This is a genomic window from Rhodococcus sp. BE178 (assembly GCF_050433545.1).
Lineage (GTDB): Bacteria > Actinomycetota > Actinomycetes > Mycobacteriales > Mycobacteriaceae > Prescottella.
The window spans coordinates 17714-44141 of sequence record NZ_JBNPXA010000004.1 but is presented as its reverse complement, the minus strand read 5'-3'; the positions used below and the strand labels follow the sequence as shown (position 1 = coordinate 44141).

Below are 26428 nucleotides of genomic sequence, written 5' to 3'. Positions count from 1 at the left end.
ACCATGGCTGCCACCAAGCGTTCTCCGGCAGAGGAGCTCGACGTCGACGGCGTGGCCGTCCGGCTGTCGAATCCGGACAAGATCTACTACCCGCGGCTCGGCGCGGAAGGCGGCACCAAGCGGCACCTCGTCGAGTACTACCGCAGGGTCGCGACGGGCGGGGAGTTGCTGCGCGCGCTGCGGGACCGGCCGACCCACATCCAGCGCTTCCCGGATGGCGTCGAGGGCGAGGACATCTACCAGAAGCGGGTGCCGGCGAAACGGCCCGAGCATGTCGACTCGTGCGAGGTGACGTTCCCGTCGGGCCGCACCGCGGACGTGCTGCGGGTGCGCAGCGCCGCCGACATCGTGTGGGCCGCGAACCTCGGCACCGTCACGTTCCACCCGTGGGCGGTGCGCTGCCCGGACGTCGAGCATCCCGACGAGTTGCGGATCGACCTGGACCCGCAGCCCGGCACCGACTTCGACGACGCCCGTCGCGTCGCGCTCGACGTCCTGCATCCGCTTCTCGATGAACTGGGCCTGATCGGGTTCCCGAAGACGTCGGGCGGACGCGGACTGCACGTGTACATCCGGATCGAACAGCGGTGGGACTTCGTGGAGGTACGGCGCGCCGGAATCGCGTTGTGCCGGGAGGTCGAGCGGCGCAGCGGCGACCGGGCGACCACGAAGTGGTGGAAGGAGGAACGCGGCAGGCGCATCTTCCTCGATTTCAATCAGAACGCCCGGGACAAGACCGTCGCGTCCGCGTACTCGGCCCGCCGCACCCCGATCGGGACGGTGTCCACCCCGGTGACGTGGGACGAACTGGCGTCCGTCGAGCCCGACGACTTCACCATCGCGACGGTGCCGGCGTTGCTCGCGGGTCGCGGTGACCCGATGGCGACGCTGGACGACGTCGCCCATTCGCTCGACGGGCTGCTCGAGATGGCCGAGCGTGACCTCGCGGCCGGGCTGGGTGACATGCCGTACCCGCCGAACTATCCGAAGATGCCGGGCGAGCCCAAGCGGGTGCAGCCGAGCCGCGACCGGGACCTGAAGAAGGACTGACCGGCCGGGCTCGACCTACTCGCCGGGGACCGTCAGTCGGCGTTCAGCAGTTGTTCGAGGCGCGCCATGCAGAACCCGGTGATGCTCACGTTGTCGCCGAGGTTCAGATGGGTGGACAGACGCAACAGGGGCACGGACAGCAGCACCGCCGCGAGCACCTCGTTGAACAGCAGGTTCTGCACCTTCCAGCCGGTCAGTTGCTCGTAGCGGGCGATGGTCTCCTCCCGCGTCGGGGTGCCGGGCAGGCTCGGGTGTCCCTCGTACTCGCTGCACGCCCAGTCCAGGAACAGCACCCAGGCCAGGTCGGCCTCGTGGTCACCCAGATACGCCATCTCCCAGTCGAGTACGCCGGCGACCGACAGGTCCGGCGTGTACAGGATGTTCGACATGCGGGCGTCGCCCCAGACCAACGTCACGTGCTCCGGGTCGTAGAGATTGGCTCCGAGCCAGGTCAGTGCCTTCTCCATCACCGGCGGCAGTTCCGGTGCCGCCCAGCGCACGGCCCAGTCGAGGTAGTTCACGATCTGCTCGACCGGCTTGTCCCCGAACTCGGGCATCGCGAGGAACCCGAGCCGGAGCTCGTCGGGGTCCAGGAGATGCACCCGCGCCATCGTCTCCACGCACTCCCACCACATCTTCGCCCGACCCTGCTCGTCGGCCTCGAAGTAGTTGCCGGCGGTGTGGTACGAGGGGAAGTCGCTGGGCGCCTCGGCATTTCCGATGCGGTCCATCACGTAGTACGGGGTGCCGAGCGGGTTGTCGCCGGCGTCGATCCACCGGACGGCGGGGACCGGGAGATCGGTCGGTGCGAGCCGCTCCGAGACCAGGTACTGGCGCCGGAGGTCGTAGTCGGGGAACAGCGAGACCTCGGGCGGGCGTCGGAAGACGTACCCGGCCGACTCGTGCTCGGCACCTTCGAGGTCGAACAGGTAGGTCTCGGTGGAGAACCCGCGCTCGGTGCGCATCCAGTTGACGATCTTCGCGTTCTGCGCGCCCGGAATGCGCTGCCGGACAATGGGCTCGAGGGCCGCCGCCAGGTCTTCCGCGGCGACGCGCTCAGCCATTGTTCGCACCGGATCGGTTGGCGCTCCAGTCGGTGTAGCCGTAGCGCGGATTCACGCCCATGAACACCATCTCGACCAGCCCGTGCCCGACCTTGTCGCCCATCCGGACCTCGCAGAGCGTCTCGCTGAGCATGCTGACCTTGCGGATCTCGTCGACGTCGGTGATGTCGACGTCGAAGCTGTCACTGAAGTCCTTGCCGCGGTACATGCCCGACGCGTAGCCGTTGTACTCGTCGTAGCCGGCCAGGCCCGGCCAGAAGTCGCACACCGGATTGACCTCGATGACGTCGGTGCTGCGGTCGGCGCGGTGCACGGTGAACGTGCCGGACTTGACGACGCGGAGGTCGTCGCGGAAATCCAGGTCGTGCTCGACGTCGATGATCGGCAGCGGGTCCTTGCCCGAGTCGATCGGGAACAGCACCTCGCCCTCGAACTGCCAGCGCTCTCCGGTGTGCGTCTCGCGCTGCGCGAAGTGCACCACCTCGTCCTCGAACTGGAAGATGCCCATGTAGTAGAAGACGCCGGCGGGCACCTCCGAGGGCTGCATGTTGCCGCCCTCGGGCAGGCTGCCGCCACCGCCGCCGTGGCGCACGCCCCAGGAGTGGTCGCGGCCGAACCACCAGTTGTCGGGGTCGATCTCGATGCGCTCGCCGTCGATCTCGATCCAGCCGGTGATGGTGCCGTTCTGGTAGAAGCGGCGGGCGTCCTCGCGGACCCGGCCACGGCTGCGGTGGAAGGCTGCGGTCTGCTCGTACACCGGGAAGTCGCCGGTGAAGTCGAGCTGCAGGCTCAGGCCGTGCTCGTTGGACTCGACGGTGGAGCGCACCTTGCGCAACGGCTCGACGATCTCGTACGTGTACGGCCCGACGCTCCATGCGTTCAGGGCGCCGGTCTGCGGGTTCAGCTCGGTCGACATCCGGACGACGCGGGCCCGTTCGCCCTTGCGGGTGACCATCGCGTAGGCGTCGAGAACGTTGCGGTTCGGGTACTTCGCCAGGCCGGTCATGATGCTGATCTCGCCGGACTTGTCGAAGCCGTACATCACGATGCGCTCGGTCCAGCGCAGGTCGCTCTGCGAGACGTGGTCGAGGGTGGTGGGGAGCTGGTGGATGAGCAGTTCGTCGTGCGGGGTGATCATCGGGAGTCGTCCTTTCGGTGGATGGCTGGCTGACCTACCCGGAATCTATTACGGAGCGCTCTGCAACGTAATAGATTCGGCGAAACTCGTCCGGTACTGTCCGGTTGTGTGAAGACGAGCAGCGATCGCCGGCCCGGAGTGGTCGGTGTGGGCCGGCCCCGGGACCCTCAAGTCGACCGGTCCATTCTCGCTGCAACCAGGGAAGTGCTCGTGGAGAGCGGGTACCAGAAGACCACGATCACCGCGATCGCCCGACGCGCGAAGGTTGGTACGTCGGCGATCTACCGCCGCTGGGCCACGAAGGAATCGATCGTCGAGGATGCCGTCTTCGGGGGGCCCGACGCCTCGCTGCCCGCGGCCACCGCGAGCCTGCGTGACGACCTGCTGGCGTGGACCAGGCTGTTCCTCAATCAGATCGCCGAACCTGCTGCCCGCGCAGCCATTCCGGGCCTGCTCTCCGCCTATCTCCACGATCACGGGGCGTACGAGCGTCTGATACTCAGCGCCGAGGATCCGGTACGCGTGACTCTCGCGGAACGCGTGGCCGCCGAGTTCCCCGACCGGTCCGCCGACGAGACGGCCGCGGCGGCGGACGCCGCCTTCGACCTGTTGGTCTCCGCCACCATCGTGCGCGGCCTCACCAACGGACTCGTCGACGCCGATGCGTTCTGTGCCCGCACCGCCGACTCGTTGGTCCTGCTGGTCTCGGTCGACCGCAGCGAGTTCGACTCGGTTTCGTAGTTCTGCGCGGTTTGTAGACTGCGTCCCAGGTGTGGTGCTTCGGCGGACTCGGCTCACTGGTGTCCCGTCGTGAAATGCCCTCCGGCTTACCGGATCAGCTTGCCGCGGAGGTACTCGTGTCCGCCCCACACACCGGACTGGCGGGTGCCGGCGGCGTACTCGCCGCAGGCCGCGGCGATCGGGCAGCGGGCGCAGACGAGGGCGGCGTAGTCGAAGGGCTCGCTCGGGTCCGGGAACCAGCGGTCGGGGTGACGATCACCCCGGCAGGCGGCCTCGTCCCAGTCGGTGCTTCCGTCGGTGGCCGGCAGCAGCTCGGCCAAGGTCATCATGATGGTCATCGGTTGTGCCTCCTTTCAAGACGATTCACGGTGTCGGGGCCAGGTCGCGCCAGATCGCGCGCTGCCGTTTGACGTCATCCCGCGGAGCTCGGGGGATCCACAGCAGCGGCATGTCGGCCTCCTCCGGTGTCCGGTCGGTCTTGCGGCCGTTGCAGTCCGCGCAGGCGGCGACGAGATTGCCGTAGGTGTCGCCGCCGCCACGACTGCGCGGGTAAACGTGGTCGACGGTGTTCGCGCCCCGGCCACCGCAGTACGCGCACCGGTGGTGGTCGCGCGCCAGGATCGCTGGGAACGTTGCTCGGGTGTCGTCGTCGACGCCCGGCCGCGGCGGCGTGTGAACGTACTCGAGCAGCTGGATCGTGCGCGGCAGTGGGATCGCGATGTGCTGGGAACGCACCAGGAACCGCGGGGTGTGTTCGACCAAGGTGACGGCGAGTTCCGCGGCGAGCGTCACAACCGCGCGGGCGGCGGGTACGAGGTCGAAGTCCTCGTAGGTGGCGTTGAGCACGCGCACACGGGTGTTCATCCAGGTTCGGGTGGTGACGGCGGTGGTGGATGGGCGGGCCATGGCAATCGACAACCTCGTTCTCTCCCAGGGGGAGTGGCGGGTTCTCGGGGTGCGAACGGCCCGTGGTGGCCGGTCGGCCGGCAGGTCACCTCATGGCGACCGAGGTTTCGGGGCAGGTGCGCCCCGAGAGGAGGGGCGTCAGGGGACGCTGAATCCGGCTGTGTTGCCGGGGTTTTCGGCAGTCCGATCCAGGATTCGGATCATCGGCTGCGACATGCGCTGCGGGTATGAGGTGGTGTGCATCCGAGTGTTCCCCTTCCTGGTCGTGTGGCCGGCCGCCCAGTGTGCCACGGTTCAGGGGAGGGCGCTGGGGAATTTTTACAGATGGCCGGTGCAGCTCGGATGGGACCTCCGCGGGTCCGGCACTCTGCGGGCCGGCGCTGTACCACGAGCTGAATGCGCTCACTGACGTGCGCGTCTGGCTGCGCGGGCTGCCGTCTTGGCGGATCTTGTGATGCTCGCGAGTTCGTCTCGGGCGAATCCGAGGTGATGGGCGGATCGCATCCAGGTGTAGAGGTCCGACGCGGCACGATACTCGCGGAGTTGCGTGTAGCAGGCCGCCAGATCGAAGGCAGACTTGCGGCCTCGTTCGGCGATCTCGGCGTCCGGGAAGGCGCCCGCGATGTCGAGGATCAGTCGGTGGGCGTGGATCGACTCGGGTAGGCGTCCGAGACCGGTCAGGAGTAGCGCTTTGTTGCGCAGTGTCTTGACGCGGCGGAGCCGGCGTTCGGCGGAGTCGACGGACAGGTCGTGGATCCGGAGGACGTGGTCGTAGGCGGCGATCGCGGCGACCGGGTCGCCCAGTCCGTCGACCATGACGGCGCGGTTGTAGGCGGCCACCTCGCGGGCGTTCACGATGTCGCCGTCGGTCGCTCCGTCGGCGAGCCGTTCGAGCGCCTCGTAGGCCTCGATCGCTGCATGCTCCTCGCCGAGCCGGCCGAGCGCAATGCCGAGTCGCAGGTGACCGCGTGCGTGCACCCGGCGTGCCCGGGTGTCGAGACCGGGACGGCGCAGGGCCGCGCTGCGTGCCACGGCAACGAGCTCCTCCCACCGCCCGGCGTCGAGCAGCAGACCTCCGAGCACGTCCAACGCCGCGAGCCCGAGCATGACGATGTTCTCGTCGGGGTCCGCGCCGGTGTCGGCCGCAATCGCCGCGAGGATCCTTTCGGCCTCCGCGGGTTTCCCGTCGTCGACCGCCCTGTCGGCCTCGTACAGGCGTTCGCGCAGATCGCGGTAGCGGGCCTCTCCCGCCGAGGCGGGGACCGCATCGGTGGGGGAGGAGATCGCGAGGATCCGTTGATTCTCGGTCGCGAGTTCGACAGTGTCGCGGACGTCCGGGTCGTCGCTGTCGGCGTGGGCGGCCACCAGCCCCTGCAGCAGGGTCGCCGCCATCTCGCGTTCGCCTCGTTCTGCCGCGCGTGTCGACTGAGTGAGGCGGCGCCGGGCGTCCAGGCGGCGGATGCGCACGTCCGGATCGTTGGCAAACAGGTCCGCGAAACGATTCAGGGCACTATCGATCTCGGTCGGATTGAGCCCGGGTGACTGCCACACGGAGAAGAGTGAGTTGGCCGCCCACAGGCGCACGTCGGCGTCGGTGTCGGGGGCCGCGCGATCCACGGTGTCGTTGATGACGCGACGAGACGCGACGAGCTCGCCTGCCTCCCGCAGTAGACGTCCTCGCCAGTACATCGCCTGGGCGATCGCGGCCGGGACTCCGGGCACACCGGCGGCAGTTGCGTAGCGGTGCGGCACCTTCGCCAGCGCAGCGAGTGCGTCGTCGCGACGTCCGATGTCGGCGAGACGAAGTGCCCGGTCGACCATCGCCAGGGCGAGCGGCACGACGAGACGCTCGTCGTGCTCGTGCCCAGGGAATCGCGCATCGAGCTGTTCATAGAGTCGCACGGCACTCTCGGGGTCCCCGAGGCGCGAGGTCAACTCGGCGAGCCGTGACGCCACGCGAACCCGTGCCGCCGTCGTGGCCGGACTCGTGTCGGTGGCGAACGCGTGGTCGGTGTGGGCGAGGACCTGTCGATCGGCCGCGGTCCCCGCGTCCTCGCGAACACGCCTGAGTACCCACCACAGGATCGCCTCACGCGCATCCTCGGACGCACAGGTGGCATACCGGTCCACCAGTGTGGCGGAGTGCTCGACGGCGGCGAGGTCGCGCTCGGTGTCGGGAAGCCGCTCGAGCACCCGGTCGAGATGCCGGGCCTGTTCGGTGACCGTCTCGAAGCCGGGCTCGACGGGCAGATCCAGGGCGCGCAGGCCGTGGGCAATCGCCGTCGCCGCCGGTACCCCGCGGCCGATCTCGTCGTCGACCAGACGGAGAGATGCGGCATGCAGGAGCGCCCGCGCCGAGGGGAGAGACTCGGACTCGGCGATGACGCGGTGCATCAGCGCGATCGCGGACTCCACGTCATCGTCGCTGTCGTAGCGGATCTGCGCCGCCTGATAGAGCGCTGCAATACGCAAGTGACGCAACCGCTCGTCGGATTCCGCGGTGAGCGTGAGCGCCAGCGTCTCGAGTCCGACCGCCACCTGATGGCGATCTCGTCCGAGGTGCCGTCGCAAGATCTCGGCGGTGTACATCGCCTCCCCTCGTGCCTGCCGCACACCGAGCGGTTGATCCTCCCCGATGTGACGCGATGCGAACGACTCCGCCGCTCGCATCACATCGACCAGCACGATCGCATCATCGGGCTCGTACAGGTGGACCCACTCGATCGCCTCGAGCTCAGCGAACGCGCGCGCCTCCCGGACGGCGTCGGCGTCGAAGCCGTCCGTGAGTTCGGCCATCCTCGCGATACGCCGCTCGACGGCATCGCGTGGTCCGGACGGCGCCTCGATCCGGACGATCATCCCGGTCGCCTCAGCCACCGCTATCGCCTCCACGTCCTGAGCGGCAAACCTCTGCGCGTCCAGCGCCAGAGTCAGGATTTCGTGCGCGAGCTCCTGATCACCTGCCGCCAGCAGCTCGCGCGCACGGCGCACGGCGTCACGAACCATCTTCGATCCTTCCCAGGCGGATCACCGAGTGCGTCGACTCGGTCGGCGGCGGGTGAGCCTGAGGACGGCCCCCGCGCCGGCCGCGGTGACGAAGAATTCGTCCGTGTCAGGGTGTCCGCGACAGACATTGGTGGGCATGCTGCCCTTGGGCAGCGGGTGGCTTGCCTCGACGGTGCCGTCCGGGCCGACGACGTCGATCCGGTCGCCGCTCGTGGTCGCGACCCAGAGACGATCGGAGGCATCGACCGCAAACCCGTCCGGGTTCGCATCGGGCAGGGTCCGTAGAAGGGCTCCACCCTCCGGATGATTACCCACGACATCGTATTTCGTGATGTCGGCGCTGACGGTCTCCGTCAGATAGAGGTGCGTTCGATCGGTGTCGAATCCGATGCCGTTCACGAAGATCGGCCCCTCGATGAGCAGTTCGCTGTCCCCGCTGACGATGTCGACGGCCCAGACCCGACCGGGCAGTGCCCGATCGGGTCGGGAGAAGTCGAACTGTTCGCGCGAGTCGGTGACCCACAGCCGCCCGTCCGGTCCGAAGACCAGGTCGTTGGGTGCCCCCATCCCCTTCGCCAGGTACCCCACCTCGCCATCGCGGATCACCTGGACCCCAGGTTCGGCGGTGCTCTGGGCGGCCCAGATCCCACCGTTCTGGGCGACATAGAGTGCGCCGTCGGGGCCGATCGCGAGGCCGTTCGGGCCGCCTCCCACCCGGTGCTCGACCACGATGGTTCCGTCCCGATCGAGCACGATCACCGATCCGCGACTCATGGACACCACGGCCACCCGGTCGTCGGGCAGATAGACCGGGCCCTCGGTGAAACCGAGGCCGTCGGCGATCAGTTCGACGGTCATACCCTCGACTCGACCTGTGCGCGGATGACCTTCCCGGTGGCGTTGCGCGGTAGATCCTCCGTGCTGATCGTCCAACGGGTCGGCACCTTGTAGCGCGCCAGTGCGGCGCCGGTGAACTCCGTCAACTCGGCCTCGGTGACGGTGCTGCGATCCGCGACCACGACGATGGCCGCGACTTCCTGCCCCAGGTCCTCGTGATCGACCCCGAGCACCACACACTCGCGGATCTCGGGATGCAGGGCGAGCCGATTCTCGATCTCGGCGGGGTAGACGTTCTCGCCGCCACGGAGGATCAGATCCGAACGCCGACTCGACACGCTCAGGTATTCGCCGTTCATGGTGCCGAGATCTCCGGTGCGGTACCAGCCGTGCGGGGCGGTCGCCTGCTCGGTCGCCTCGGGATTCTTCCAGTACCCGAGCATGATTCCCGGCCCGCGCAGACAGATCTCGCCTTCGACGCCGTCGGGGACCCGGTTGCCGTCGGCGTCACGAACCTCGACCTGCATCGTCAGGATGGGACGCCCGACGGTTGCGGGATCGGCGAGCAGTTCCGCGGGGGACGCGATCGTCGCAGCGGTGGAGGACTCGGTCATTCCGTAGCTGGTGCCGAGTGATCGGCCCGCCTCGGGCAGCGCTGCACGCAACTTCTCCCGCAGCGCCTGCGACGAGGGCGCACTGTTCACCGTGACCGTGCGCAACGACGACAGGTCGTACCGACTCAGGTCACCCTCGAGAATCCGCGAGAGCATCGTCGGGACGGCGCCCCAGTTCGTGACCCGTTCCTGTTCGATCAGACCGAGAACCGTGTCGGCGTCGAACCGCCCCTGGTGGATCACCGCGGTGTCGCCGACAACGAGACGCACCACCGCGAGGTTGTGCAGCGCGGCGATGTGGAACAGCGGCGTCGCCAGGAGGAACCTGCGATTCGCCGGCGCCGCACCGAGTTCGGTGGCGACCGCGTCGTTGAGAAGATGGAACCAGAGCGCCGTGAGGACATTGCGATGCGAGTGCGTCGCGCCCTTCGGGTGTCCCGTGGTGCCGCTGGTGAACAGGATTACCGCCGGATCGTCTTCGGCGGCAACGTGATCGGGCAGGCGATCCGTGGCGTGAGCGACGAAGATCGGGTCCAGGTCAGTCTCGACCGACAGCGTCGGCACACCGCTGTCACCGACTCGATCCATCCGAATGCGATCCGCGACGAGAACCTTGGGTTCGGTCAGTGCGAGCGCGTGGGCCATCTCCGGTCCGGTCCACAGCGAGTTCATGCCGACCGCGACGGCGCCGAGTGAGACGGCGGCCCAGAAGGTGACGATCCACTCCGGGCTGTTGGCGGCGCAGATCGCCACCCGGTCGCCGGGGCGTACGTCGTACTCGGTGCGAAGCGCCGCGGCCAGCGCGGCGACGCGACACCGGTGCTCTTCGAACGTGAGTCGGCTCTCCCGCGTCACCAGGTAGTCGCGGTCCCCGAACTTCGCTGATGCGTGCAGCAGTTCGCCGAGCGAGCGGTGCCGACGGGTATAGACGGGAAGCGGCTGACCGAGCACGTCCTCGATCCCGATCTCGAACGGTTGGCCGGGAGCGGTGAGTCGGGCGACGATGTCATCGCGGGTTGTCATCGGTAGAGCTCCTTCCAGAACGGCGAAACAGCGATCAGCGCGGGAGTCCCAGCACGCGTTGTGCGATGACGTTGAGCTGGATCTCGATGGTGCCGCCGCCGATCAGGACGGCCGGGACTCCCAGGTAGTCCTGAACATACGGCTCTTCCGGGCTGCCCACACAACCGAGCGGGCCGAGCAACGCGACCAGCGCGCGGGAGCCTTCGCGTTGGGCGATCGCGTGGAACACCTTCTGCACGCTGGTCGCCGACCCGGTGGCGTCCTCGGACCCGTGCAGCCGTTGCAGCACGGTCTTCAGGTTCATCGCTCCCACCGAGAGCTCGCGTGCGGTGTTGCGGCCGAGCACTCGGACAACCTCGTCCCGGCTGCTGCCGTACTCGCCCCCGTCGAGCAACCGGCGGACCATGTCCGCGGAACCGTGGCCGAACTTGGCGGTGCCCATCTTGAGTCGCTCGTTCGACAAGGTGGTGACGGCCAACCGCCATCCGTCACCGGGGCCGGCGACGACACAGTCGTCGGGCACGAACACCTCGTCGAGGAAGACCTCGTTGAACTCCCAGATTCCCGTGACCTGGCGAAGCGGACGCACGTCGACGCCCGTGCTGTTCATGTCGATGAGGAAATAGGTCAGGCCGGCGTGCTTGGGTACGTCCGAGTCGGTCCGGGCGAGGCACACGCCCCAGTCCGCCTCCCGCGCCTGCGAGTTCCACACCTTCTGTCCCGAGAGCACCCAGCCCCCGTCGACCTTGCGGGCCCGGGTGGACAGGCCCGCGAGATCCGATCCGGCACCCGGCTCGGAAAACAGCTGACACCAGACGAGTTCACCGCGAAGGGTCGTGGGCACGAATCGCTTCTGCTGCTCCTCGCTGCCGTGGGCGATGAGGGTGGGAAGCACCCACTCCGCAATTCCCGTGTCGGGCTGGGCAAGTCCGCGCCGGGCGAACTCGTCGGCGATCACCGCCTGCTCCACCGGGCCCGCATCGAGGCCGTACGGCTCCGGGTAGTGGGGTGCGGTCAGGCCCTCGGCCGCCAGTCGGGCCCGGCGGGCGCCGCCCCGGGACGGTGCCCACCCTTCCGTCGGAATCTCGTCCTCGGGAAGTGCGAGAACGTCGTCGAGCACACCCGAGACCCGTGCTCGCACCTCCGGTAGCGAGTCCGCGTCGATGAACGAGAAGTCGCGCCGAGTGTGCAGCGCGGCTTCTCCCAGTCGAGTCGACCAGGCGTCCTCGGTACCCACCGCGGAGGCGACGGAGACCGCCCGCCGCCAGTACAGGTGCGCGTCGTGCTCCCAGGTGAATCCGATACCGCCGAGCAGGCTGATGCAGTCGAGTGCCTGGTCGACGCCCGCCGGGGCCGCGGTGAGCGCCGCCTGCGCCGCAACGAGACGCTGCTGGTCGGAAGCGCCGTCGGCGGCACGGGCCGCATCCCACACGGCCGCGCAGGCGACCTGGGCGCGGACCAGCATCAGTGCGGCCTTGTGCTGGACTGCCTGGAAGCTGCCGACCGGGCGCCCGAACTGGTGGCGGGCGCGTACGTACTCGACGGCCGTCTCCAGGCACCACGCGGCGATCCCGCCGGCCTCCGCTCCCAACAGCGAGGCGACGACGAGATCGACCCGGTCCGGGTCGAGTCCGGACAGGGCCCGGTCGTGGCCGATCCGGTGGCGGGCGAGTTCGAGCCGTCCCACGGATCGCGTCAGATCGACTGCCTCGCAGGACGCCACCTTCGCCGTGGTCGTGGACCCGTCGAGTTCGGTTCGGTCGAGCCAGAACCACAGGTCCTCGCCGGGTGTGTCCGCCAGCGCGGCACGCACGAGGACTCGGTCGGCGCCCGGCAGCCCCAGCGTGGGATCGGAGGTCCCCTCGACCTCCCACCCCCCGTCCACAGCCCTGGCCGTCAGCCGGTTCCCGGCGACGAGAGCGCCGGTGGCGCCGCCGTCGAAGGCGGCGAGCAGATCGTCGGCACCGGTCGAGGCCGTCGACGCTGTGGCACTGGCGAGCACGGTGGGAACGTACGGTCCGGGGAACAGGGCCCTGCCGAACTCCTCGACCACGACGGTCAGCGCCGGCAGCCCGCAATCCGAGCCGCCCACGGACTCCGGAAGATGCATGTTGTGCAGGCCCTGTCGCACCACCGCATCCCACACCGGGTCCGGGCCGGTACCGGTGGAGAAGGCGTCGAACTGGTTGCGGGTACTGGCAATCGGCGCGGTGCGGCGGGCAAAGGCCGCGACCGAGTCTGCAAGAGCGCGCTGATCGTCATCGATCGGTAGTGCCATCGAGTTCTCCTGGAGTAGGTGGCCCGTCAGGTGCCGGTGGTGCTAGCTGGTGCCCGCCGATTCGGTTGCGTGCGCGCCAGGACGTACAGGGCGTCGGCGAGCGAATCGACGAAGGTATCGGCGCCCTCGGCGCCTTGCATGAGTCCGCGCATCATCGTGGTGCCCGACATCAGGTCGAACAGGAACATCGGGTCCGCCCCCGGGGCTATCTCCCCGCGGGTGACCGCCCCTTCGAGTAGGTCGGAGAAGGCCTTGCGTACGGGGGCTCCGATGGCGAGGAGGCGTCTGCGCGCGTCCTCGGACCGCGAGTCGGCCAACAGGCCCGGGACGCCGGCACGGGCCGCCGGACGCGCAGCGCGGGCCAGGAAGATGCGCACCCACGTGGCCAGATCGGCCCGCAGGTCCCCGGTCTCCTCGGGTAGCGGATGCCCGCCGGTGCCGTGCACGGCCTCCTCGATCAGCGCCTCACGGGACGGCCACCGTCGATAGATGGCGGGCGTGTTCACTTCGGAGGCTCGGGCGATCGCGGAGATCGTCGTCTGCTGATAGCCGACCGTCGCCAGCAGGCGACGGGTCGCGGCGAGCACGGCTTGGTCCTTGCCCGGGTCGCGAGGACGCCCTGTGCGGGCGGAAATCTCAGACTTCACTATTACATAGTAACCCGTTACGTTAATCGTGAGGCCGTTTCGAATCGCCCGATCCGAGGGGTCCTACCCGGTTTCTTCTCGTCCGGTGCTCGCGCTGCTGCGGGTGAATGCACAAGGAGTGCACGATGAACAATCGAGACACGACCAGATTCCCCGCACCGCGCGAGGACGGCGACAGGTTCGGTCGGGTGGCGTACCAGCGCGAGACGGGCCGCGTCTCGACGATTCTCACGCAAGCCCGGGTGTGCCCCGGGCCGCAGGCTCGGGTCTGCGTCAACCCGGCGACCCTGGAATCGATCGGTAGTGTCCAGATCGCTACGGCCCGACAGATCGACGGCCTGGTCTCGCGGGCGCAGCGCGCATTCGCGACATGGCGCGGTGACCGTGACGCGCGACAGAAGCTCCTCGCGATCTGCTCGCGCGAACTCTTCGGTGTCGCGGACGCCCTCGCCCCTTTGCTCACGATGGAACACGGCAAGCCCCTCGACGAGTCCGCCGGTGAGATCCGGGCGGCCGCGAAGTTCCTTGCCGACACGGCCCGGATCGATTGGGATGACGACGCTCCCGTGTGCGCCGGCCGAAACCGCACGGCGGTCATCGAATACAGGCCGGTCGGAGTCGTCGCGGTACTGATCCCGTGGGACCTGCCGATCCTCCGCATGGTCGCGAAGATCGCCCCCGCCCTGGTTGCCGGCAACACGGTCATCGTCGAGACGCCGCCCACCGTGGCGCTGTCGGTCACGCGAGTGGTCGATGTCCTCGAGGCTGTGCTGCCGGACGGGGTCCTCGGCACATCCGTCGGCCACGACGACACCGGAAGCTCCCTGGTGGGCCATCCCGGGATCGGTCGGGTCTCCTATGTGGGCTCCCGAGGAGGTGCCCGGAAGATCATCAGCAAGGCCGCTCGGCTCCTGACGCCCGTCGCGACGACGACCGGGGGCGGCGGTGCGGCGGTGGTTCTCCCGGATGCGCACGTCGACGCGACAGCAACCTCCTTGGCGGGCAGCGCATTCCTCAATGCGGGGCAGACTCTCGGTGGCCCCTCGCGCGCGTACGTGCCGACCGGGATGGTGGATGAGTTCTGCGACGCGCTCGCGGAAAACATGCGCATGCTGACCGTCGGCGACGGGTCGAGCCCGGAGACGTCGATCGGTCCGCTCCACAGTGCGCGTCAGTTGAGGGTGGTCGAGGACTTCCTCGCCCGGTCCGTGGCCGCGGGGTCGACTCTCGTCCACGGCGGCGGGCGGGGCACCGACCTCCCCGGGCACTTCCTCGAACCGACGCTGCTGCGTGAGATCCGCGATGCGGGTGTCCCGGGTGCCGCGGTCGAGACGGCGGCCGCGGGGCCGGTGTTCACCGTCGTCGGCTTCGACGACCTCGACCGGGTCCTCGGGTGGATCGGCGAACCACCACACGCTCTCAGCGCATCGGTATGGGGGACCGACATCGACCGAGCGGCCAAGGTCGCCGAACGTGTCGATGCCCAATCCGTGTCGGTGAATCGACACGAGGTCACCGACGCGACATCGCCGTTCGAAATGGTGGCAGCGAGCGGATTCGGAATGATCGGTGGCCGCGCCGTCGACGAGTTCCTGCAGTTCCGTGTGATCAACCATTGAGACCCGGGCACAAGGTGAGGACAGCAGATATGGACCAATTCGAGCGTTTGACCAGGACGTTTTCGAGCCCCGCTTATCTCGAATGTCTGTTTCTCCGCGCGGCGGCCTCTTCCGCCCGTAGGCTGCGCCAATCACAATGGTGTGAGGAGTGGGATCGGAGGTCGCGATGACGATCCAGGTGGAGCGTGGAAGCGGATCGCGCGCGGCGGTGGGAGCCCCCGAACGCGTCCCGGTGGCGCCGGCGGCAGGCACGCCGGCAACCGCGCACGCACGCACCGAGATGGTGGTGGACCCGCGGTTCCTGCCGCTCGCCGACCGCTTCTTCTCGATGTACCGCCAGCCCCACAACGGTGGCGGTGCGCTGGTCGCCTACGTGCACGGCGAGAAGGTCCTCGACATCTGGGCCGGCTACGCGGACCGGGATCGTCGCTGGAACCGGGACACCGTCTCGCTGTCCTTCTCCACCGGCAAGGGTGTCGCGAGCACGGTCACGCACCGGTTGGCCGAGCGGGGCATCGTCGACTACGACGCCCCCGTCGCCACGTACTGGCCGGAGTTCGCGGCGGCGGGTAAGGAAGCGATCACCATCCGCGACGTGCTGACCCACCGCACCGGTCTGCACAAGGTCCGTGGACTGGTTCCCGGCCGCCTCGGTCTGCTCGACTACGACACCGTCGTCGAGGCACTCGCCGCGGCGGCACCGGATCCGCGTCGTCTGCGCGGGCCCGGCTACCACGCCGTGACGTTCGGATGGCTGGTCGCGGAGACGGTCTCGCGCGCCACCGGCAAACCGTTCGTCGACATCGTCCGCGAGGAGATCGCCGAACCCCTCGGGATCGACGAGTTCTGGTACCAGGTCCCGCAGGCCCAGAGACCGCGGATCGCGAAGCTGTTCCCGCACATCAACCCCGGCGGACTGGACTGGCAGCTCACGGCGTCGGTCCTGTCCCGGGTGGGTCCCCTGCGGGGACTCGCCGAGGCCGCGATGCCGGACGGCTTCGACGAGCTCGTGCGGAACCCCGCGGTGCACGACGCCGTCATGCCCGGATGGAACGGCGTGTTCAGCGCCCGATCCCTCGCCCGGATGTACGCGGCCATCGCGAACGGAGGCGTCATCGACGGCGCCCGGTTCCTGAAGCCCGAGACCCTCGAACAGATGGGGGCCGTGCAGACCCGGGACCGCGACTACGTGCTCGGCGTCAAGCTCGGCTGGCGCCTGGGCTACCACCCTCCGATCCTGGCCAGTCGCACGCAGCCCACCCGCGGCCTCGGTCACTACGGGGTGGGCGGATCGGGCGCGTACGCGGACCCCGAGACCGGTCTGGCCTTGGCGTTCGTGACCAACAGACTCGGCAACGCGGTCTCCGCGCTCGGAGATCTGCGACTGGCCAAGCTGGGCGCCGAGGCACAGGCGATCATGCGTTCGTGAAGGAGGACTGGCGATGAGCAATCACGTCTACCGGGTGATCGAGATCGTCGGATCGTCGCCCGACGGTGTCGACGCCGCGATCGCGAACGCCGTCGGTCGCGCGCACGAGACGATGCGCAATCTCGAATGGTTCGAGGTCGTCGAGACCCGCGGTCACATCGAGGGCGGGGTCGTAGCGCACACGCAGGTGACGCTCAAGGTCGGTTTCCGGCTGGAATGAACTCGAGCGACCCCGGGGGCACACCCGATCGTTTTCCGGTACAACGGAGCCTCGACCCAAACTGAAACACGTTATAGTCTTGGGTCGAGATCGAGAGATTTCGGTCCGGGCACTCACAGGTAGGGAAGAACTGTGGCTTATGTGATTACGCAGGCATGCTGCAACGACGCATCGTGTGTGGACGTCTGTCCCGTCAACTGCATTCATCCGACTCCGGACGAGCCGGAGTTCGCCACGACGGAGATGCTCTACATCGATCCGCAGACGTGCATCGACTGCGGCGCGTGTGTCGACGAGTGCCCCGTCGACGCGATCTTCGGTGAGAACGAGCTCAGCGAGGCGCACGCGCTGTACCCGGAGATCAACGCCGCGTACTTCGAGAAGCACCCCATCGGTCCGGACTGGCCCGAGCTGACCCAGCCCAAGCCGCTGGACCCGGCGCTGGGGACGCTGCGCGTCGCGATCGTCGGTTCCGGTCCCGCCGCCTGCTACGCCGCGATCGAACTCACCGCCCGCCCGCGCGTCGAGGTCGACATGTTCGACCGCCTGCCCACCCCCTACGGCCTCGTCCGTGCCGGCGTCGCCCCCGACCATCCGGGCACCAAGGGTGTCGCGGACGTCTTCCGGTCGGCGATGAGCAAGCGCACCGTGCAGTGCCATTTCAACGTCGAGGTCGGGCAGCATGTCAGCCACGACGAACTCCTCGCGCACCACCACGCCGTCATCTACGCGGTGGGCGCGGCCAGCGACCGTCGTCTCGGGGTCCCCGGTGAGGACCTGCCCGGTTCGCACGCCGCCACCGAGTTCGTCGCCTGGTACAACGGCCACCCCGACTACGCGAACCACACGTTCGACCTGTCGGGTGAGCGTGCGGTCATCATCGGCAACGGCAACGTCGCGCTGGACGTCGCCCGCATCCTCGTCACCGATCCGGACGAGCTGGCCAAGACAGACATGGCGGAGCATGCCGTGGAGGCGCTGCGGCACAGCAACATTCGCGAGGTCGTCATCGTCGGCCGTCGTGGACCCGCGCAGGCCGCGTACACCAACCCCGAGCTGATCGCGCTCGGCCAGATGGCCGACGTCGACATCGTCGTGGACCCGGACGAGGCGATCCTGGACGCCGCCAGCCGGGCGTGGGTCGACGGGCCGGACTCCGAGCCGTCCGAGAAGCTGAAGGTACGTCAGGTCGAGGAGTTCGCGAAGCGGACCACCTCCGACGGTCGCAAGCGGATCGTGCTGCGGTACCTGGCCTCGCCCGCGGAGATCAGCGGCGACGGCCGTGTCGAGGAGTTGCGCCTGGTGCGCAACGAACTGGTCGCCGACGATGCCGGCAAGCTGTCCGCGCACGCGACCGACCGGACCGAGACACTGTCGACCGGTCTGGTGCTGCGGTCCATCGGCTACAAGGGCCTGCCCGTCGCCGACCTGCCGTTCGACGAGCGCCGCGGCGTCGTTCCGAACGAGAACGGTCGCGTCATCGACCCGGAGACCGGTACGCCGATCCCTGGCGTCTATGTCGCGGGCTGGATCAAGCGCGGACCCACCGGCGTCATCGGCACCAACAAGCACTGCTCCGCGGCCACCGTGGAGATGCTGGTGTCGGACTTCTCCGCCGGACTGCTCGGGCAGCCCGGCAGCGACCGCGAGCAGCTCGGTGAGCTGATCGGCGGGCGCCAGCCCGACGTCATCGACTTCCAGGGCTGGCAGCGTATCGACAAGAAGGAACGCGCGCTCGGAGCGGAGAGCGGACGTTCCCGCACCAAGATCGTCGATCTGGCCGCGATGCTCGACGCCGCCCGCGGCGAGGGTGCGGCCGGCTGACGGCGGGTCGGTGTTGTCGGTGACCGCCCGATATGTCTAAATAAGATGTATCGGGCGTCCGCCGATCGCGGTGGTGCCCGTGACACGGTGTCGTCGAACGAGGGGATGGGCGCATGACCGGGAAGTCGATCGCAGGACACGGTTCGAGGACCCGGCGCTGGTTCGCCCGGGCCGCAGCCCTCGTCGTGGGAGCGACCGCAGCAGGTGCCGCGCTGGTGGGGCCGGCGCAGGCCGCGCCGCTGTTCCCCGGCGGACCCGAGATCCCGGGATTCCAGATGCCGACCTTCGAGCTGCCGCGGGTGGAGCTGCCCCAGATCCCGACGCCGCCTCTGCAGCTCCCGCCCGGATTCGACCTGCCGCCGGAGGTGCGGGCGGCGCTGCCCCCGGGCTCGCTCATGCCGGCCACGCCCGCGCTCGCTCCGATCGGTCCGGCGAACTTCTCGGCGCCGTCGCTCAATCCCGCACCGGGTGAGGTGGTGGGCATCGCGCAACCGATCATCATCCGGTTCAACGAGGCCGTCGGCGACCGCGCCGTCGCCGAGCGGGCCATCCGGGTCACCACGAATCCGCCGGTTGCCGGACACTTCTACTGGATCAACGACAGCCAGGTGCGGTGGAAGCCGGAACAGTTCTGGCCGGCGAACATCCAGGTGAGCGTCGACGCCGGTGATTCGCACTCGACGTTCTCGATCGGCGACGCCCTGGTCACCGTCGCGGACGACAACACCAAGCAGATCACCGTCACCCGCAACGGTGAGGTGGTCAAGACGATGCCGACGTCGCTCGGCAAGCCCGGTCACGAGACGCCGAACGGCACGTACATCGTGGGCGAGAAGTTCCGCGACATGTACATGGACTCGTCCACGTACGGTGTGCCGATCGACGCCCCCGAGGGCTACCGCACGTACGTCGAGTACGCGACCCGAATCTCCTACAGCGGCATCTTCGTTCACGCGGCGCCGTGGTCGGTGCAACAGCAGGGACACAGCAATGTCAGCCACGGCTGCCTCAACGTCAGCACCGAGGACGGCAAGTGGTTCTACGAGAACGCGAAGAAGGGTGACCCGGTGATCGTGCAGAACACCGCCGGCGGCATCCTCAGTGGCAGCGACGGACTGGGTGACTGGAACCGCTGACCCGACCGGACCCGAAGGCGCTGCGCGAGAACCACTCGCGCAGCGCCTTTTTCGTGCGCAAACAGTTGCGATTCCGATCGCCTCGCGACGTTCAGATCCCATCTCGCGCGCATTCACCGGCCATTCGCAGTCGGCGGTAACACTGCTGCGGTGACATCGAGTCCGGAGAGAACCCTGCCGCAGCCACCGGGCCGCGGACTGCTCGGCCGCCCGTGGCGTGACTACGCACTCTTCGCGGTCCTGGTGGGACCCAACCTGGTGCTGCTGGCGGTGTTCACGTACCGGCCACTGATGGACAACATCCGGCTCTCGTTCTTCGACTGGAACATCTCGGATCCGGTGGCGACCTTCATCGGGTTCGAGAACTACCGGGAATGGTGGAGCCGCGACGACACCTGGCAGATCGTCACCAACACGGTCGTGTTCACCCTGGCGACGGTGGTCGGATCGATGGTGCTCGGCCTGGCGCTGGCGCTGCTGCTCGACCGCAAGCTCGTGGGGCGCAACCTGGTTCGCTCGGCGATCTTCGCGCCGTTCGTGATCTCGGGTGCCGCGATCGGCGTCGCGTTCCAGTTCGTGTTCGATCCCAACTTCGGCCTCGTCCAGGACCTGCTGCACCGCATCGGGTTCACCTCGGTGCCGGACTTCTACCAGGAGCCCGGCTGGGCGCTGTTCATGGTGACGGTCACGTACATGTGGAAGAACCTCGGCTACACGTTCGTCATCTACCTGGCCGCGCTGCAGGGCCTTCGTCCCGAGCTGTCGGAGGCCGCCGAGATCGACGGCGCGAGCGGATGGACCCGATTCCGCCGAGTCCTGTTGCCCCAGTTGCGACCCACCACCTTCTTCCTGTCGATCACGGTGATGCTCAATTCCCTGCAGGTGTTCGACATCATCAACGTGATGACCCGCGGAGGCCCGCTCGGGACCGGAACGACCACGATGGTCTACCAGGTCTACAACGAGTCGTTCCGCAACTTCCGGGCCGGTTACGGTGCGACCGTCGCGACCGTCATGTTCCTCGTCCTGCTCGCCGTCACCGTCTACCAGGTGCGCGTGATGGATCGGGGTGAGCGGTCGTGACCGCGCTCGAGGAGCATGTGGTCGCCCCGTCGCTGCCGACGGAGATCGTCGCCCCGGCCGCGCGGGCACAGCGTCGTCGCGAACGCGTGCTGACCACCCTCGGGTACGCGGCGATGGTGTGTGCACTCGTCATGGTGGCGCTGCCACTGTTCTGGATCGTCATGACGTCGTTCAAGGAACGGCCGGACATCTACATCCAGCCGGTCACGTGGTGGCCCAGCACGTTCCATCCCGAGAACTACCGGGAGGCGCTCACGTCGGTGCCGTTCACGACGTTCCTGCGCAACTCGGTGATCATCACGACCGCGCTGGCGGCGATCAAGTTCGTGCTCGGTGTCCTCAGCGCGTACGGGCTGGTGTTCCTGCGGTTCCCGGGTAAGAACTTCGTGTTCCTGGCGATCATCGCGGCGCTCATGGTGCCCAACCAGATCACGGTGATCTCGAACTACGCGCTGGTCGCGGAGTGGGGGTGGCGGAACACCTTCCAGGGCATCATCGTTCCCCTCGCCGGCGTCGCCTTCGGGACGTTCCTGATGCGCAACCACTTCCTGTCGATTCCGTCGGAGATCATCGAGGCGGCGCGGATGGACGGCGCGGGGCACGTCCGGTTGCTGTGGCGGGTGGTGCTGCCGGTGTCGGGGCCGACGATGGTCGCGTTCGCGATCATCACCGTCGTCAACGAGTGGAACGAGTATCTCTGGCCGTTCCTCATGTCCGACGACGCCTCGGTCGCCCCGCTGCCGATCGGGCTGACCCAGCTGCAGAACAACGACGGGCTCACCAACTGGGGACCGGTCATGGCCGCCACCGTGCTGGCCATGCTGCCGATCCTCGTGATCTTCCTTCTGCTGCAACGACACATGATCAAGGGCCTCACCTCCGGTGCGGTCAAGGGCTGACGATATTTCGGACCAGGCATGGAAAGGCACGAAGACATGGCACACATCAACCGTCGCGGATTCCTCGGACTGACCGGGGCACTCGCGGCCGGGGCCGCCCTCACCGCGTGCGCGGGTTCGGGATCGGGTTCCGGCTCGTCGGATTCGAGCGCGTCCGGGTCGGGCGGGACGAACACGATCACGTTCTGGTCCAACCATCCCGGCAAGTCGCAGGACGTGGAGCGGGAACTGATCAAGCGCTTCGAGGCGAAGTACCCCGACCTGAAGGTCGATCTCGTGGACGGCGGCAAGAACTACGAGGAGGTCTCGCAGAAGTTCAACGCCGCACTGTCGGGCGGTGCGCTTCCGGACGTCGTCGTGCTGTCCGACGTCTGGTGGTTCAACTACGCGCTGACCGGGGCGATCGAGCCGCTCGATCCGCTGTTCGGCGAGGTGGGCGTGAACACGTCCGACTACGTCGACTCGCTGCTCGCCGACTACCTGTTCCAGGGCAAGCACTACGCGCTGCCGTACGCCCGTTCCACCCCGATCTTCTACTACAACAAGCAGATCTGGTCGCAGGCCGGGCTGCCCGACCGCGGTCCCGCGACGTGGCAGGAGTTCGACCAGTGGGGCCCCGAACTGCAGCGTGTGGTGGGTGGCGGCAAGCTCGCGCACGGGTGGGGCGACGCCAAGAACTACCTGGGCTGGACGTACGAGGGCCCGATCTGGACCTTCGGTGGTGCCTACTCCGATCAGTGGACGCTGAAGTTCGACGATCCCAGGACGATCGAGGCCGGGAACTTCCTGCGCGACATGGTCTTCGGCAAGAAGTATGCAGCGGTGTCGAGTGACATCGCGAACGAGTTCGCCGCCGGGATCCTCGCCTCGACGATCGCGTCGACCGGTGACCTGTCGGGCATCAAGAAGACCGCGGCGTTCGACTTCGGCACCGCGTTCCTGCCGGCGTCCGACGGCCGACCCGGCTGCCCCACGGGCGGTGCCGGGCTGGCGATCCCGTCGCGCATCTCCGACGACCGGAAGAAGAACGCGCTGAAGTTCATCGACTTCATCACCAACACCGAGAACACGGCGTACTTCTCGCAGAACGTCGGCTACATGCCGGTGCGCAAGTCGTCCGTGGAGGAGCCGTCGATGAAGGCGTTCCTCGATGCGAACCCCAACTCGCGCACGGCCGTCGAACAGTTGGCGCACACGCGGTCGCAGGACTACGCCCGCGTGTTCGTCCCGGGTGGCGACCAGGTCATCGGCACCGGACTCGAGCAGATCGCGCTGCAGAACGCCGACGTGAAGTCCACGTTCGCGTCCGTCGCAGCGCAGCTGCAGCAGACGATCGACCGGCAGATCGCCCCGAAGCTGCCCCAGTAGCAGGACGACAGAAGGAAGACCATGGCACACGTGCAGTTCTCGGCGGTCACCCACCGCTACCCGGGCGGCGAGCGGCCCGCAGTGGACCGACTCGACCTCGACATCGCCGACGGCGAGTTCGTCGTCCTCGTCGGACCGTCCGGGTGCGGAAAATCCACGAGCCTGCGGATGCTCGCCGGTCTCGAATCCGTCGAGACGGGCCACATCCGCATCGGCGGTGCGGACGTGACGGGGCTGGCGCCGAAAGCGCGCGATGTCGCCATGGTCTTCCAGAACTATGCGCTCTACCCGAACATGACCGTCGCCGAGAACATGGGCTTCGCGCTGCGCAACGCCGGGGTGAACAAGACCGAGCGCACCGCGCGCGTCCTCGAAGCCGCGCGGATGCTCGAACTCGAGCCGCTGCTGGGCCGCAAGCCCGCCAAGCTGTCGGGCGGGCAGCGGCAGCGCGTCGCGATGGGGCGGGCGATCGTCCGGCACCCGGCGGTGTTCTGCATGGACGAGCCGCTGTCCAATCTCGACGCGAAGCTCCGGGTGAGCACCCGCGCCCAGATCTCCGGGCTGCAGCGCCGGCTGGGTACGACGACCGTCTACGTCACCCACGACCAGGTCGAGGCGATGACGATGGGCGATCGGGTGGCGGTGATGTGCGACGGCCGACTGCAGCAGATCGCCCGCCCGCGCGAGCTGTACGACGATCCGGTCAACACGTTCGTCGCCGGTTTCATCGGATCACCCGGGATGAGTCTGCTCGAGGCGCCGGTCGAGGGGACCACCGCGGTGCTCGGGGATCTGCGCGTGCCGCTGCCGGCGTCGGCGCGAGGGGAGGACCGCGTCGTCGTCGGGGTGCGCCCGGAGTCGTGGACCCTGGTGGGGGAGTGGCGCAAGGGCTCGCTCACGGTGGTCGCGGAGTTGTTCGAGGAACTCGGCGCCGAATCGTTCGTCCACGCGGTGAACGCCGACCCCACTGACGAGACCTGGTCCAGCAAGGGCGGACGGGTCGTCGTCCGCGTGGACCGGAAGGTGTCGGTGAGCGCCGGCGAGCGGCTGCATCTGCTGCCGAAGCTCGACGAGATCCGGTTCTTCTCGGCGTACTCGGGCGAGCGGCTGCGCTGACGGCTCGCGCATAATCCGTCCCATGACCGTGACCCGTTCGATCCTGCTGTTCGTCCTGGCCGCGCTATTCGAGATCGGCGGCGCCTGGCTGGTGTGGCAGGGGATCCGCGAGCATCGCGGCTGGTTGTGGGTGGGCGCCGGCATGGTGGCGCTCGGCATCTACGGACTCGTCGCGACGCTGCAGCCCGACGCCAACTTCGGGCGCATCCTGGCCGCATACGGCGGCGTGTTCGTCGCCGGGTCGCTGCTGTGGGCGGTGGTGATGGACGGGTTCCGCCCCGACCGGTACGACATCATCGGCGCGGCGATCTGCCTGTGCGGCGTCGGCGTGATCATGTACGCGCGGTAGCCGCTGCGCGCCCGTGCGCCTTTCTGGTCGGTCCACCAGAAAGGCGCACAGGCGGCGAAGCCGCCTACCAGATCTTGACGCGCTTGTCCGGATCCAGGTACAGCTCGTCACCGGGCTTGACGTCGAACGCCTCGTGGAAGCTGTCCAGGTTGCGGATCACGCCGTTGCAGCGGAACTCCGGCGGCGAGTGCGGATCGACGGCCAGCCGTCGGATCGCTTCCTCGTTGCGGGCCTTGGTCCGCCACACCTGCGCCCAGCCGAAGAACACGCGCTGCAGGCCGGTGAGCTCGTCGAGCACGGGGGCGTCGGCGCCCTCGGTCGCGATCCGGTAGGCCGCGAGCGCGATCGACAGACCGCCGAGGTCGCCGATGTTCTCGCCGATCGTGAACTCGCCGTTGACGTGATGGCCGGGCAGGTCCTTGGGCTCGAACTCGTTGTACTGCTCGATGAGTGCCTTGGTGCGCTTGCCGAACTCGGTGCGGTCGTCGTCGGTCCACCAGTCGACCATGTTGCCGTCGCCGTCGTACTTGGCGCCCTGGTCGTCGAAGCCGTGGCCGATCTCGTGTCCGATGACGGCGCCGATGCCACCGTAGTTGGCGGCGTCGTCGGCGTCGGCGTCGAAGAACGGCGGCTGCAGAATCGCTGCGGGGAAGACGATCTCGTTCATGCCCGGGTTGTAGTACGCGTTGACCGTCTGCGGCGTCATGAACCACTCGTCGCGGTCCACGGGGCCGCCGAGCTTGGCGATGTCGCGGTCGTGGTCCGCGGCGTACCCGCTGCGATAGTTGCCCACCAGATCCGCCGGGTCGATCTCGACGGCCGAGTAGTCCCGCCACTTGTCCGGGTAGCCGATCTTCGGGGTGAACTTCTCGAGCTTCGCCAGCGCGGCCTGCCGGGTCTGCGGGCTCATCCACTCGAGGTCGGAGATGTTGCGGCGGTACGCCTCCTGCAGGTTCGCGACCAACTCCTGCATCCGGGCCTTGGACTCCGGCGGGAAGTGCCGCTCGACGTACAGCTTGCCGACCGCCTCGCCGAGGAGGTCCTGTACCAGCGAGACGCCGCGCTTCCAACGCTCACGATTCTCCTGCGTGCCGCTGAGCGTCTTGCCGTAGAACGCGAAGTCCTCCGCCACGATGGCCTCGGTCAGGTACGGGGCCCGCGAGTGCAGGACGCGCCACGTGGCCCACGCCTTCCAGTCCTCGATCGGCTGCGACGTCCACAGCTCGGTGAGCGCCTCGACGAAGCTGGGCTGGCGGACGACGATCTCGGCCAGCTGCTCGGGGGTGGCCTCGAGGCCGGAAATCCAGGCGGCCCAGTCGAATCCGCCGTGCCGGGACTGCAGGTCGCTGCGCGTGACGAGGTTGTAGCTGAGCTCGGCGTCGCGGCGCTTGACGACGTCCCAGTGTCCGGCCGCGAGCTTGGTCTCGAGGTCGAAGACGCGCTGCGCGTCGTACTCGACACCGGCGAGTTCGAACATCTTCCGGATGTGCGCGAGGTACGCGTCGCGCACCTCGGCGTAGTTGTCCTCGCGGTAGTACGACTCGTCGGGCAACCCGATCCCGGACTGTGTGAAGTGCACCAGGTACCGGGCCGAGTTCTTGGCATCGGTGTCGACGTACTGGCCGATCGCGCCGCCGACACCCGTGCGCTGCAGGCGTCCGACGATCCCGGCGAGCTCGCTCAGGTTCGCGGCGTTCGCGACGGAGGCCAGTTCGTCGGCGATCGGGGCGATCCCGGCCGCCTCGGCGGCGTCGGCGTCCATGAAGCTCGAGTACAGGTCACCGATCTTCTGCGCGTCGGTGCCGGGCGCCGCGCCGGACGCGGACGCCTCCTGGATCAGCGTCCGCACGTCCTCCTCCGCCTTGTCGTACAGCGTGCGGAACGCGCCGTCCACCGCCCGGTCGGCGGGGATCTCGTACTCGTCCAGCCACTTGCCGTTGACGTGCACGAACAGGTCGTCCTGCGGGCGGGTGCCCGGGTCGAGATGGGTGAGGTCGATGCCGGAATGCTGCGCAGTCGTCATCGCTCCATCTTTACACCGACCGCGAGCGCGTGGCCGGTCCTGCCGGAGGCGGGGCGAG

22 protein-coding genes are annotated in these 26428 nt (G+C 68.2%); 12 read left to right on the top strand and 10 right to left on the bottom strand.

Translation table 11 applies throughout. The annotated features are described in order from the left end of the window. Positions 1-3: 3 nt before the first annotated feature. On the top strand, positions 4-1050 hold the full coding sequence (locus J2X34_RS09585) for a DNA polymerase domain-containing protein (protein WP_429516826.1): 1047 nt from the start codon (positions 4-6) through the stop codon (positions 1048-1050). A 32-nt stretch (positions 1051-1082) separates the two neighbouring features. Here the strand turns inward: J2X34_RS09585 and J2X34_RS09580 are convergent, their stop codons facing one another. Together J2X34_RS09580 and J2X34_RS09575 are read right to left on the bottom strand one after the other, a co-directional pair. Next, positions 1083-2114, bottom strand: a complete 1032-nt coding sequence (locus J2X34_RS09580) for a phosphotransferase family protein (protein ID WP_429516824.1) — start codon at positions 2112-2114, stop codon at positions 1083-1085. Next, positions 2107-3252, bottom strand: a complete 1146-nt coding sequence (locus J2X34_RS09575) for a hypothetical protein (RefSeq protein ID WP_114722090.1) — start codon at positions 3250-3252, stop codon at positions 2107-2109. Before J2X34_RS09575 ends, J2X34_RS09580 begins: the two co-directional genes overlap by 8 nt. 108 nt (positions 3253-3360) lie before the next feature. Here J2X34_RS09575 and J2X34_RS09570 point away from each other — a divergent pair, with 108 nt between their 5' ends. Beyond that, positions 3361-3993: a TetR/AcrR family transcriptional regulator gene (locus J2X34_RS09570; RefSeq protein WP_429516822.1), complete on the top strand. Its 633-nt coding sequence runs from the start codon at positions 3361-3363 to the stop codon at positions 3991-3993. An 86-nt stretch (positions 3994-4079) separates the two neighbouring features. On the opposite strand, the gene J2X34_RS09565 is transcribed toward J2X34_RS09570, so the two are convergent. The 7 genes from J2X34_RS09565 to J2X34_RS09535 form a co-directional block, all read right to left on the bottom strand. After that, a complete protein-coding gene (locus J2X34_RS09565) occupies positions 4080-4331 on the bottom strand; it encodes a WhiB family transcriptional regulator (RefSeq protein WP_114722089.1) in 252 nt (83 codons plus the stop codon). Positions 4332-4356: 25 nt separating this feature from the next. After that, a complete protein-coding gene (locus tag J2X34_RS09560; protein WP_114722088.1) occupies positions 4357-4899 on the bottom strand; it encodes an HNH endonuclease in 543 nt (180 codons plus the stop codon). A gap of 402 nt (positions 4900-5301) precedes the next feature. After that, complete coding sequence (locus J2X34_RS09555; protein ID WP_429516819.1) at positions 5302-7905, bottom strand: hypothetical protein; 2604 nt, start codon at positions 7903-7905, stop codon at positions 5302-5304. Positions 7906-7926: 21 nt separating this feature from the next. Further along, a complete protein-coding gene (locus J2X34_RS09550; RefSeq protein WP_114722086.1) occupies positions 7927-8763 on the bottom strand; it encodes an SMP-30/gluconolactonase/LRE family protein in 837 nt (278 codons plus the stop codon). Beyond that, entirely contained in the window at positions 8760-10379 is a 1620-nt protein-coding gene (locus tag J2X34_RS09545; protein ID WP_174913566.1) for a class I adenylate-forming enzyme family protein, read from the bottom strand. The genes J2X34_RS09550 and J2X34_RS09545 overlap by 4 nt, the downstream gene beginning before the upstream one ends. Before the next feature lie 34 nt (positions 10380-10413). Next, positions 10414-12657, bottom strand: a complete 2244-nt coding sequence (locus tag J2X34_RS09540; protein ID WP_429516817.1) for an acyl-CoA dehydrogenase — start codon at positions 12655-12657, stop codon at positions 10414-10416. A 26-nt stretch (positions 12658-12683) separates the two neighbouring features. Further along, a complete protein-coding gene (locus tag J2X34_RS09535) occupies positions 12684-13304 on the bottom strand; it encodes a TetR/AcrR family transcriptional regulator (RefSeq protein WP_429516815.1) in 621 nt (206 codons plus the stop codon). A 125-nt stretch (positions 13305-13429) separates the two neighbouring features. On the opposite strand from J2X34_RS09535, the gene J2X34_RS09530 reads away from it, so the two are divergent. The 10 genes from J2X34_RS09530 to J2X34_RS09485 all read left to right on the top strand — a co-directional run bounded on the left by J2X34_RS09530 (position 13430) and on the right by J2X34_RS09485 (position 24347). Further along, positions 13430-14923, top strand: a complete 1494-nt coding sequence (locus J2X34_RS09530) for an aldehyde dehydrogenase family protein (protein ID WP_429516813.1) — start codon at positions 13430-13432, stop codon at positions 14921-14923. A gap of 280 nt (positions 14924-15203) precedes the next feature. Further along, the gene (locus J2X34_RS09525; protein WP_254623049.1) at positions 15204-16352 is read left to right on the top strand and encodes a serine hydrolase domain-containing protein; all 1149 of its coding nucleotides are present in this window, start codon (positions 15204-15206) and stop codon (positions 16350-16352) included. Positions 16353-16365: 13 nt separating this feature from the next. After that, a complete protein-coding gene (locus J2X34_RS09520) occupies positions 16366-16572 on the top strand; it encodes a dodecin (protein WP_114722081.1) in 207 nt (68 codons plus the stop codon). Between the two features lie 132 nt (positions 16573-16704). Further along, positions 16705-18396, top strand: a complete 1692-nt coding sequence (locus J2X34_RS09515) for an FAD-dependent oxidoreductase (RefSeq protein ID WP_429516811.1) — start codon at positions 16705-16707, stop codon at positions 18394-18396. A 113-nt stretch (positions 18397-18509) separates the two neighbouring features. Next, positions 18510-19532 carry a L,D-transpeptidase gene (locus tag J2X34_RS09510; protein ID WP_429516809.1) on the top strand — a complete coding sequence of 341 codons (1023 nt, stop codon included), beginning with the start codon at positions 18510-18512 and terminating at the stop codon, positions 19530-19532. A gap of 150 nt (positions 19533-19682) precedes the next feature. Next, positions 19683-20615: a carbohydrate ABC transporter permease gene (locus tag J2X34_RS09505; protein ID WP_114722078.1), complete on the top strand. Its 933-nt coding sequence runs from the start codon at positions 19683-19685 to the stop codon at positions 20613-20615. Beyond that, positions 20612-21514: a carbohydrate ABC transporter permease gene (locus J2X34_RS09500; protein WP_429516806.1), complete on the top strand. Its 903-nt coding sequence runs from the start codon at positions 20612-20614 to the stop codon at positions 21512-21514. The genes J2X34_RS09505 and J2X34_RS09500 overlap by 4 nt, the downstream gene beginning before the upstream one ends. A gap of 36 nt (positions 21515-21550) precedes the next feature. Then, positions 21551-22882 carry an ABC transporter substrate-binding protein gene (locus J2X34_RS09495; RefSeq protein WP_174913550.1) on the top strand — a complete coding sequence of 444 codons (1332 nt, stop codon included), beginning with the start codon at positions 21551-21553 and terminating at the stop codon, positions 22880-22882. A gap of 21 nt (positions 22883-22903) precedes the next feature. Then, positions 22904-23998, top strand: coding sequence for an ABC transporter ATP-binding protein (locus J2X34_RS09490; RefSeq protein ID WP_114722076.1), 1095 nt, complete (start codon positions 22904-22906; stop codon positions 23996-23998). A gap of 22 nt (positions 23999-24020) precedes the next feature. After that, positions 24021-24347, top strand: a complete 327-nt coding sequence (locus tag J2X34_RS09485; RefSeq protein WP_174913547.1) for a YnfA family protein — start codon at positions 24021-24023, stop codon at positions 24345-24347. A gap of 64 nt (positions 24348-24411) precedes the next feature. Here the strand turns inward: J2X34_RS09485 and J2X34_RS09480 are convergent, their stop codons facing one another. Continuing rightward, positions 24412-26370 (bottom strand): M13 family metallopeptidase, encoded by a 1959-nt coding sequence (locus tag J2X34_RS09480; protein WP_429516803.1) that lies wholly within the window; start codon positions 26368-26370, stop codon positions 24412-24414. Between the last annotated feature and the right edge of the window lie 58 nt (positions 26371-26428).

What these genes read in the sequence shown, in the direction of transcription:
- J2X34_RS09520 (WP_114722081.1), top strand. Translation starts at nt 16,366, where the DNA reads ATGAGCAATCACGTCTACCGGGTGATCGAGATCGTCGGATCGTCGCCC.
- J2X34_RS09555 (WP_429516819.1), bottom strand. Translation starts at nt 7,905, where the DNA reads ATGGTTCGTGACGCCGTGCGCCGTGCGCGCGAGCTGCTGGCGGCAGGT.
- J2X34_RS09490 (WP_114722076.1), top strand. Translation starts at nt 22,904, where the DNA reads ATGGCACACGTGCAGTTCTCGGCGGTCACCCACCGCTACCCGGGCGGC.
- J2X34_RS09525 (WP_254623049.1), top strand. Translation starts at nt 15,204, where the DNA reads ATGGTGGTGGACCCGCGGTTCCTGCCGCTCGCCGACCGCTTCTTCTCG.
- J2X34_RS09580 (WP_429516824.1), bottom strand. Translation starts at nt 2,114, where the DNA reads ATGGCTGAGCGCGTCGCCGCGGAAGACCTGGCGGCGGCCCTCGAGCCC.
- J2X34_RS09565 (WP_114722089.1), bottom strand. Translation starts at nt 4,331, where the DNA reads ATGACCATCATGATGACCTTGGCCGAGCTGCTGCCGGCCACCGACGGA.
- J2X34_RS09585 (WP_429516826.1), top strand. Translation starts at nt 4, where the DNA reads ATGGCTGCCACCAAGCGTTCTCCGGCAGAGGAGCTCGACGTCGACGGC.
- J2X34_RS09485 (WP_174913547.1), top strand. Translation starts at nt 24,021, where the DNA reads ATGACCGTGACCCGTTCGATCCTGCTGTTCGTCCTGGCCGCGCTATTC.
- J2X34_RS09480 (WP_429516803.1), bottom strand. Translation starts at nt 26,370, where the DNA reads ATGACGACTGCGCAGCATTCCGGCATCGACCTCACCCATCTCGACCCG.
- J2X34_RS09560 (WP_114722088.1), bottom strand. Translation starts at nt 4,899, where the DNA reads ATGGCCCGCCCATCCACCACCGCCGTCACCACCCGAACCTGGATGAAC.
- J2X34_RS09575 (WP_114722090.1), bottom strand. Translation starts at nt 3,252, where the DNA reads ATGATCACCCCGCACGACGAACTGCTCATCCACCAGCTCCCCACCACC.
- J2X34_RS09495 (WP_174913550.1), top strand. Translation starts at nt 21,551, where the DNA reads ATGGCACACATCAACCGTCGCGGATTCCTCGGACTGACCGGGGCACTC.
- J2X34_RS09550 (WP_114722086.1), bottom strand. Translation starts at nt 8,763, where the DNA reads ATGACCGTCGAACTGATCGCCGACGGCCTCGGTTTCACCGAGGGCCCG.
- J2X34_RS09545 (WP_174913566.1), bottom strand. Translation starts at nt 10,379, where the DNA reads ATGACAACCCGCGATGACATCGTCGCCCGACTCACCGCTCCCGGCCAA.
- J2X34_RS09530 (WP_429516813.1), top strand. Translation starts at nt 13,430, where the DNA reads ATGAACAATCGAGACACGACCAGATTCCCCGCACCGCGCGAGGACGGC.
- J2X34_RS09510 (WP_429516809.1), top strand. Translation starts at nt 18,510, where the DNA reads ATGACCGGGAAGTCGATCGCAGGACACGGTTCGAGGACCCGGCGCTGG.
- J2X34_RS09540 (WP_429516817.1), bottom strand. Translation starts at nt 12,657, where the DNA reads ATGGCACTACCGATCGATGACGATCAGCGCGCTCTTGCAGACTCGGTC.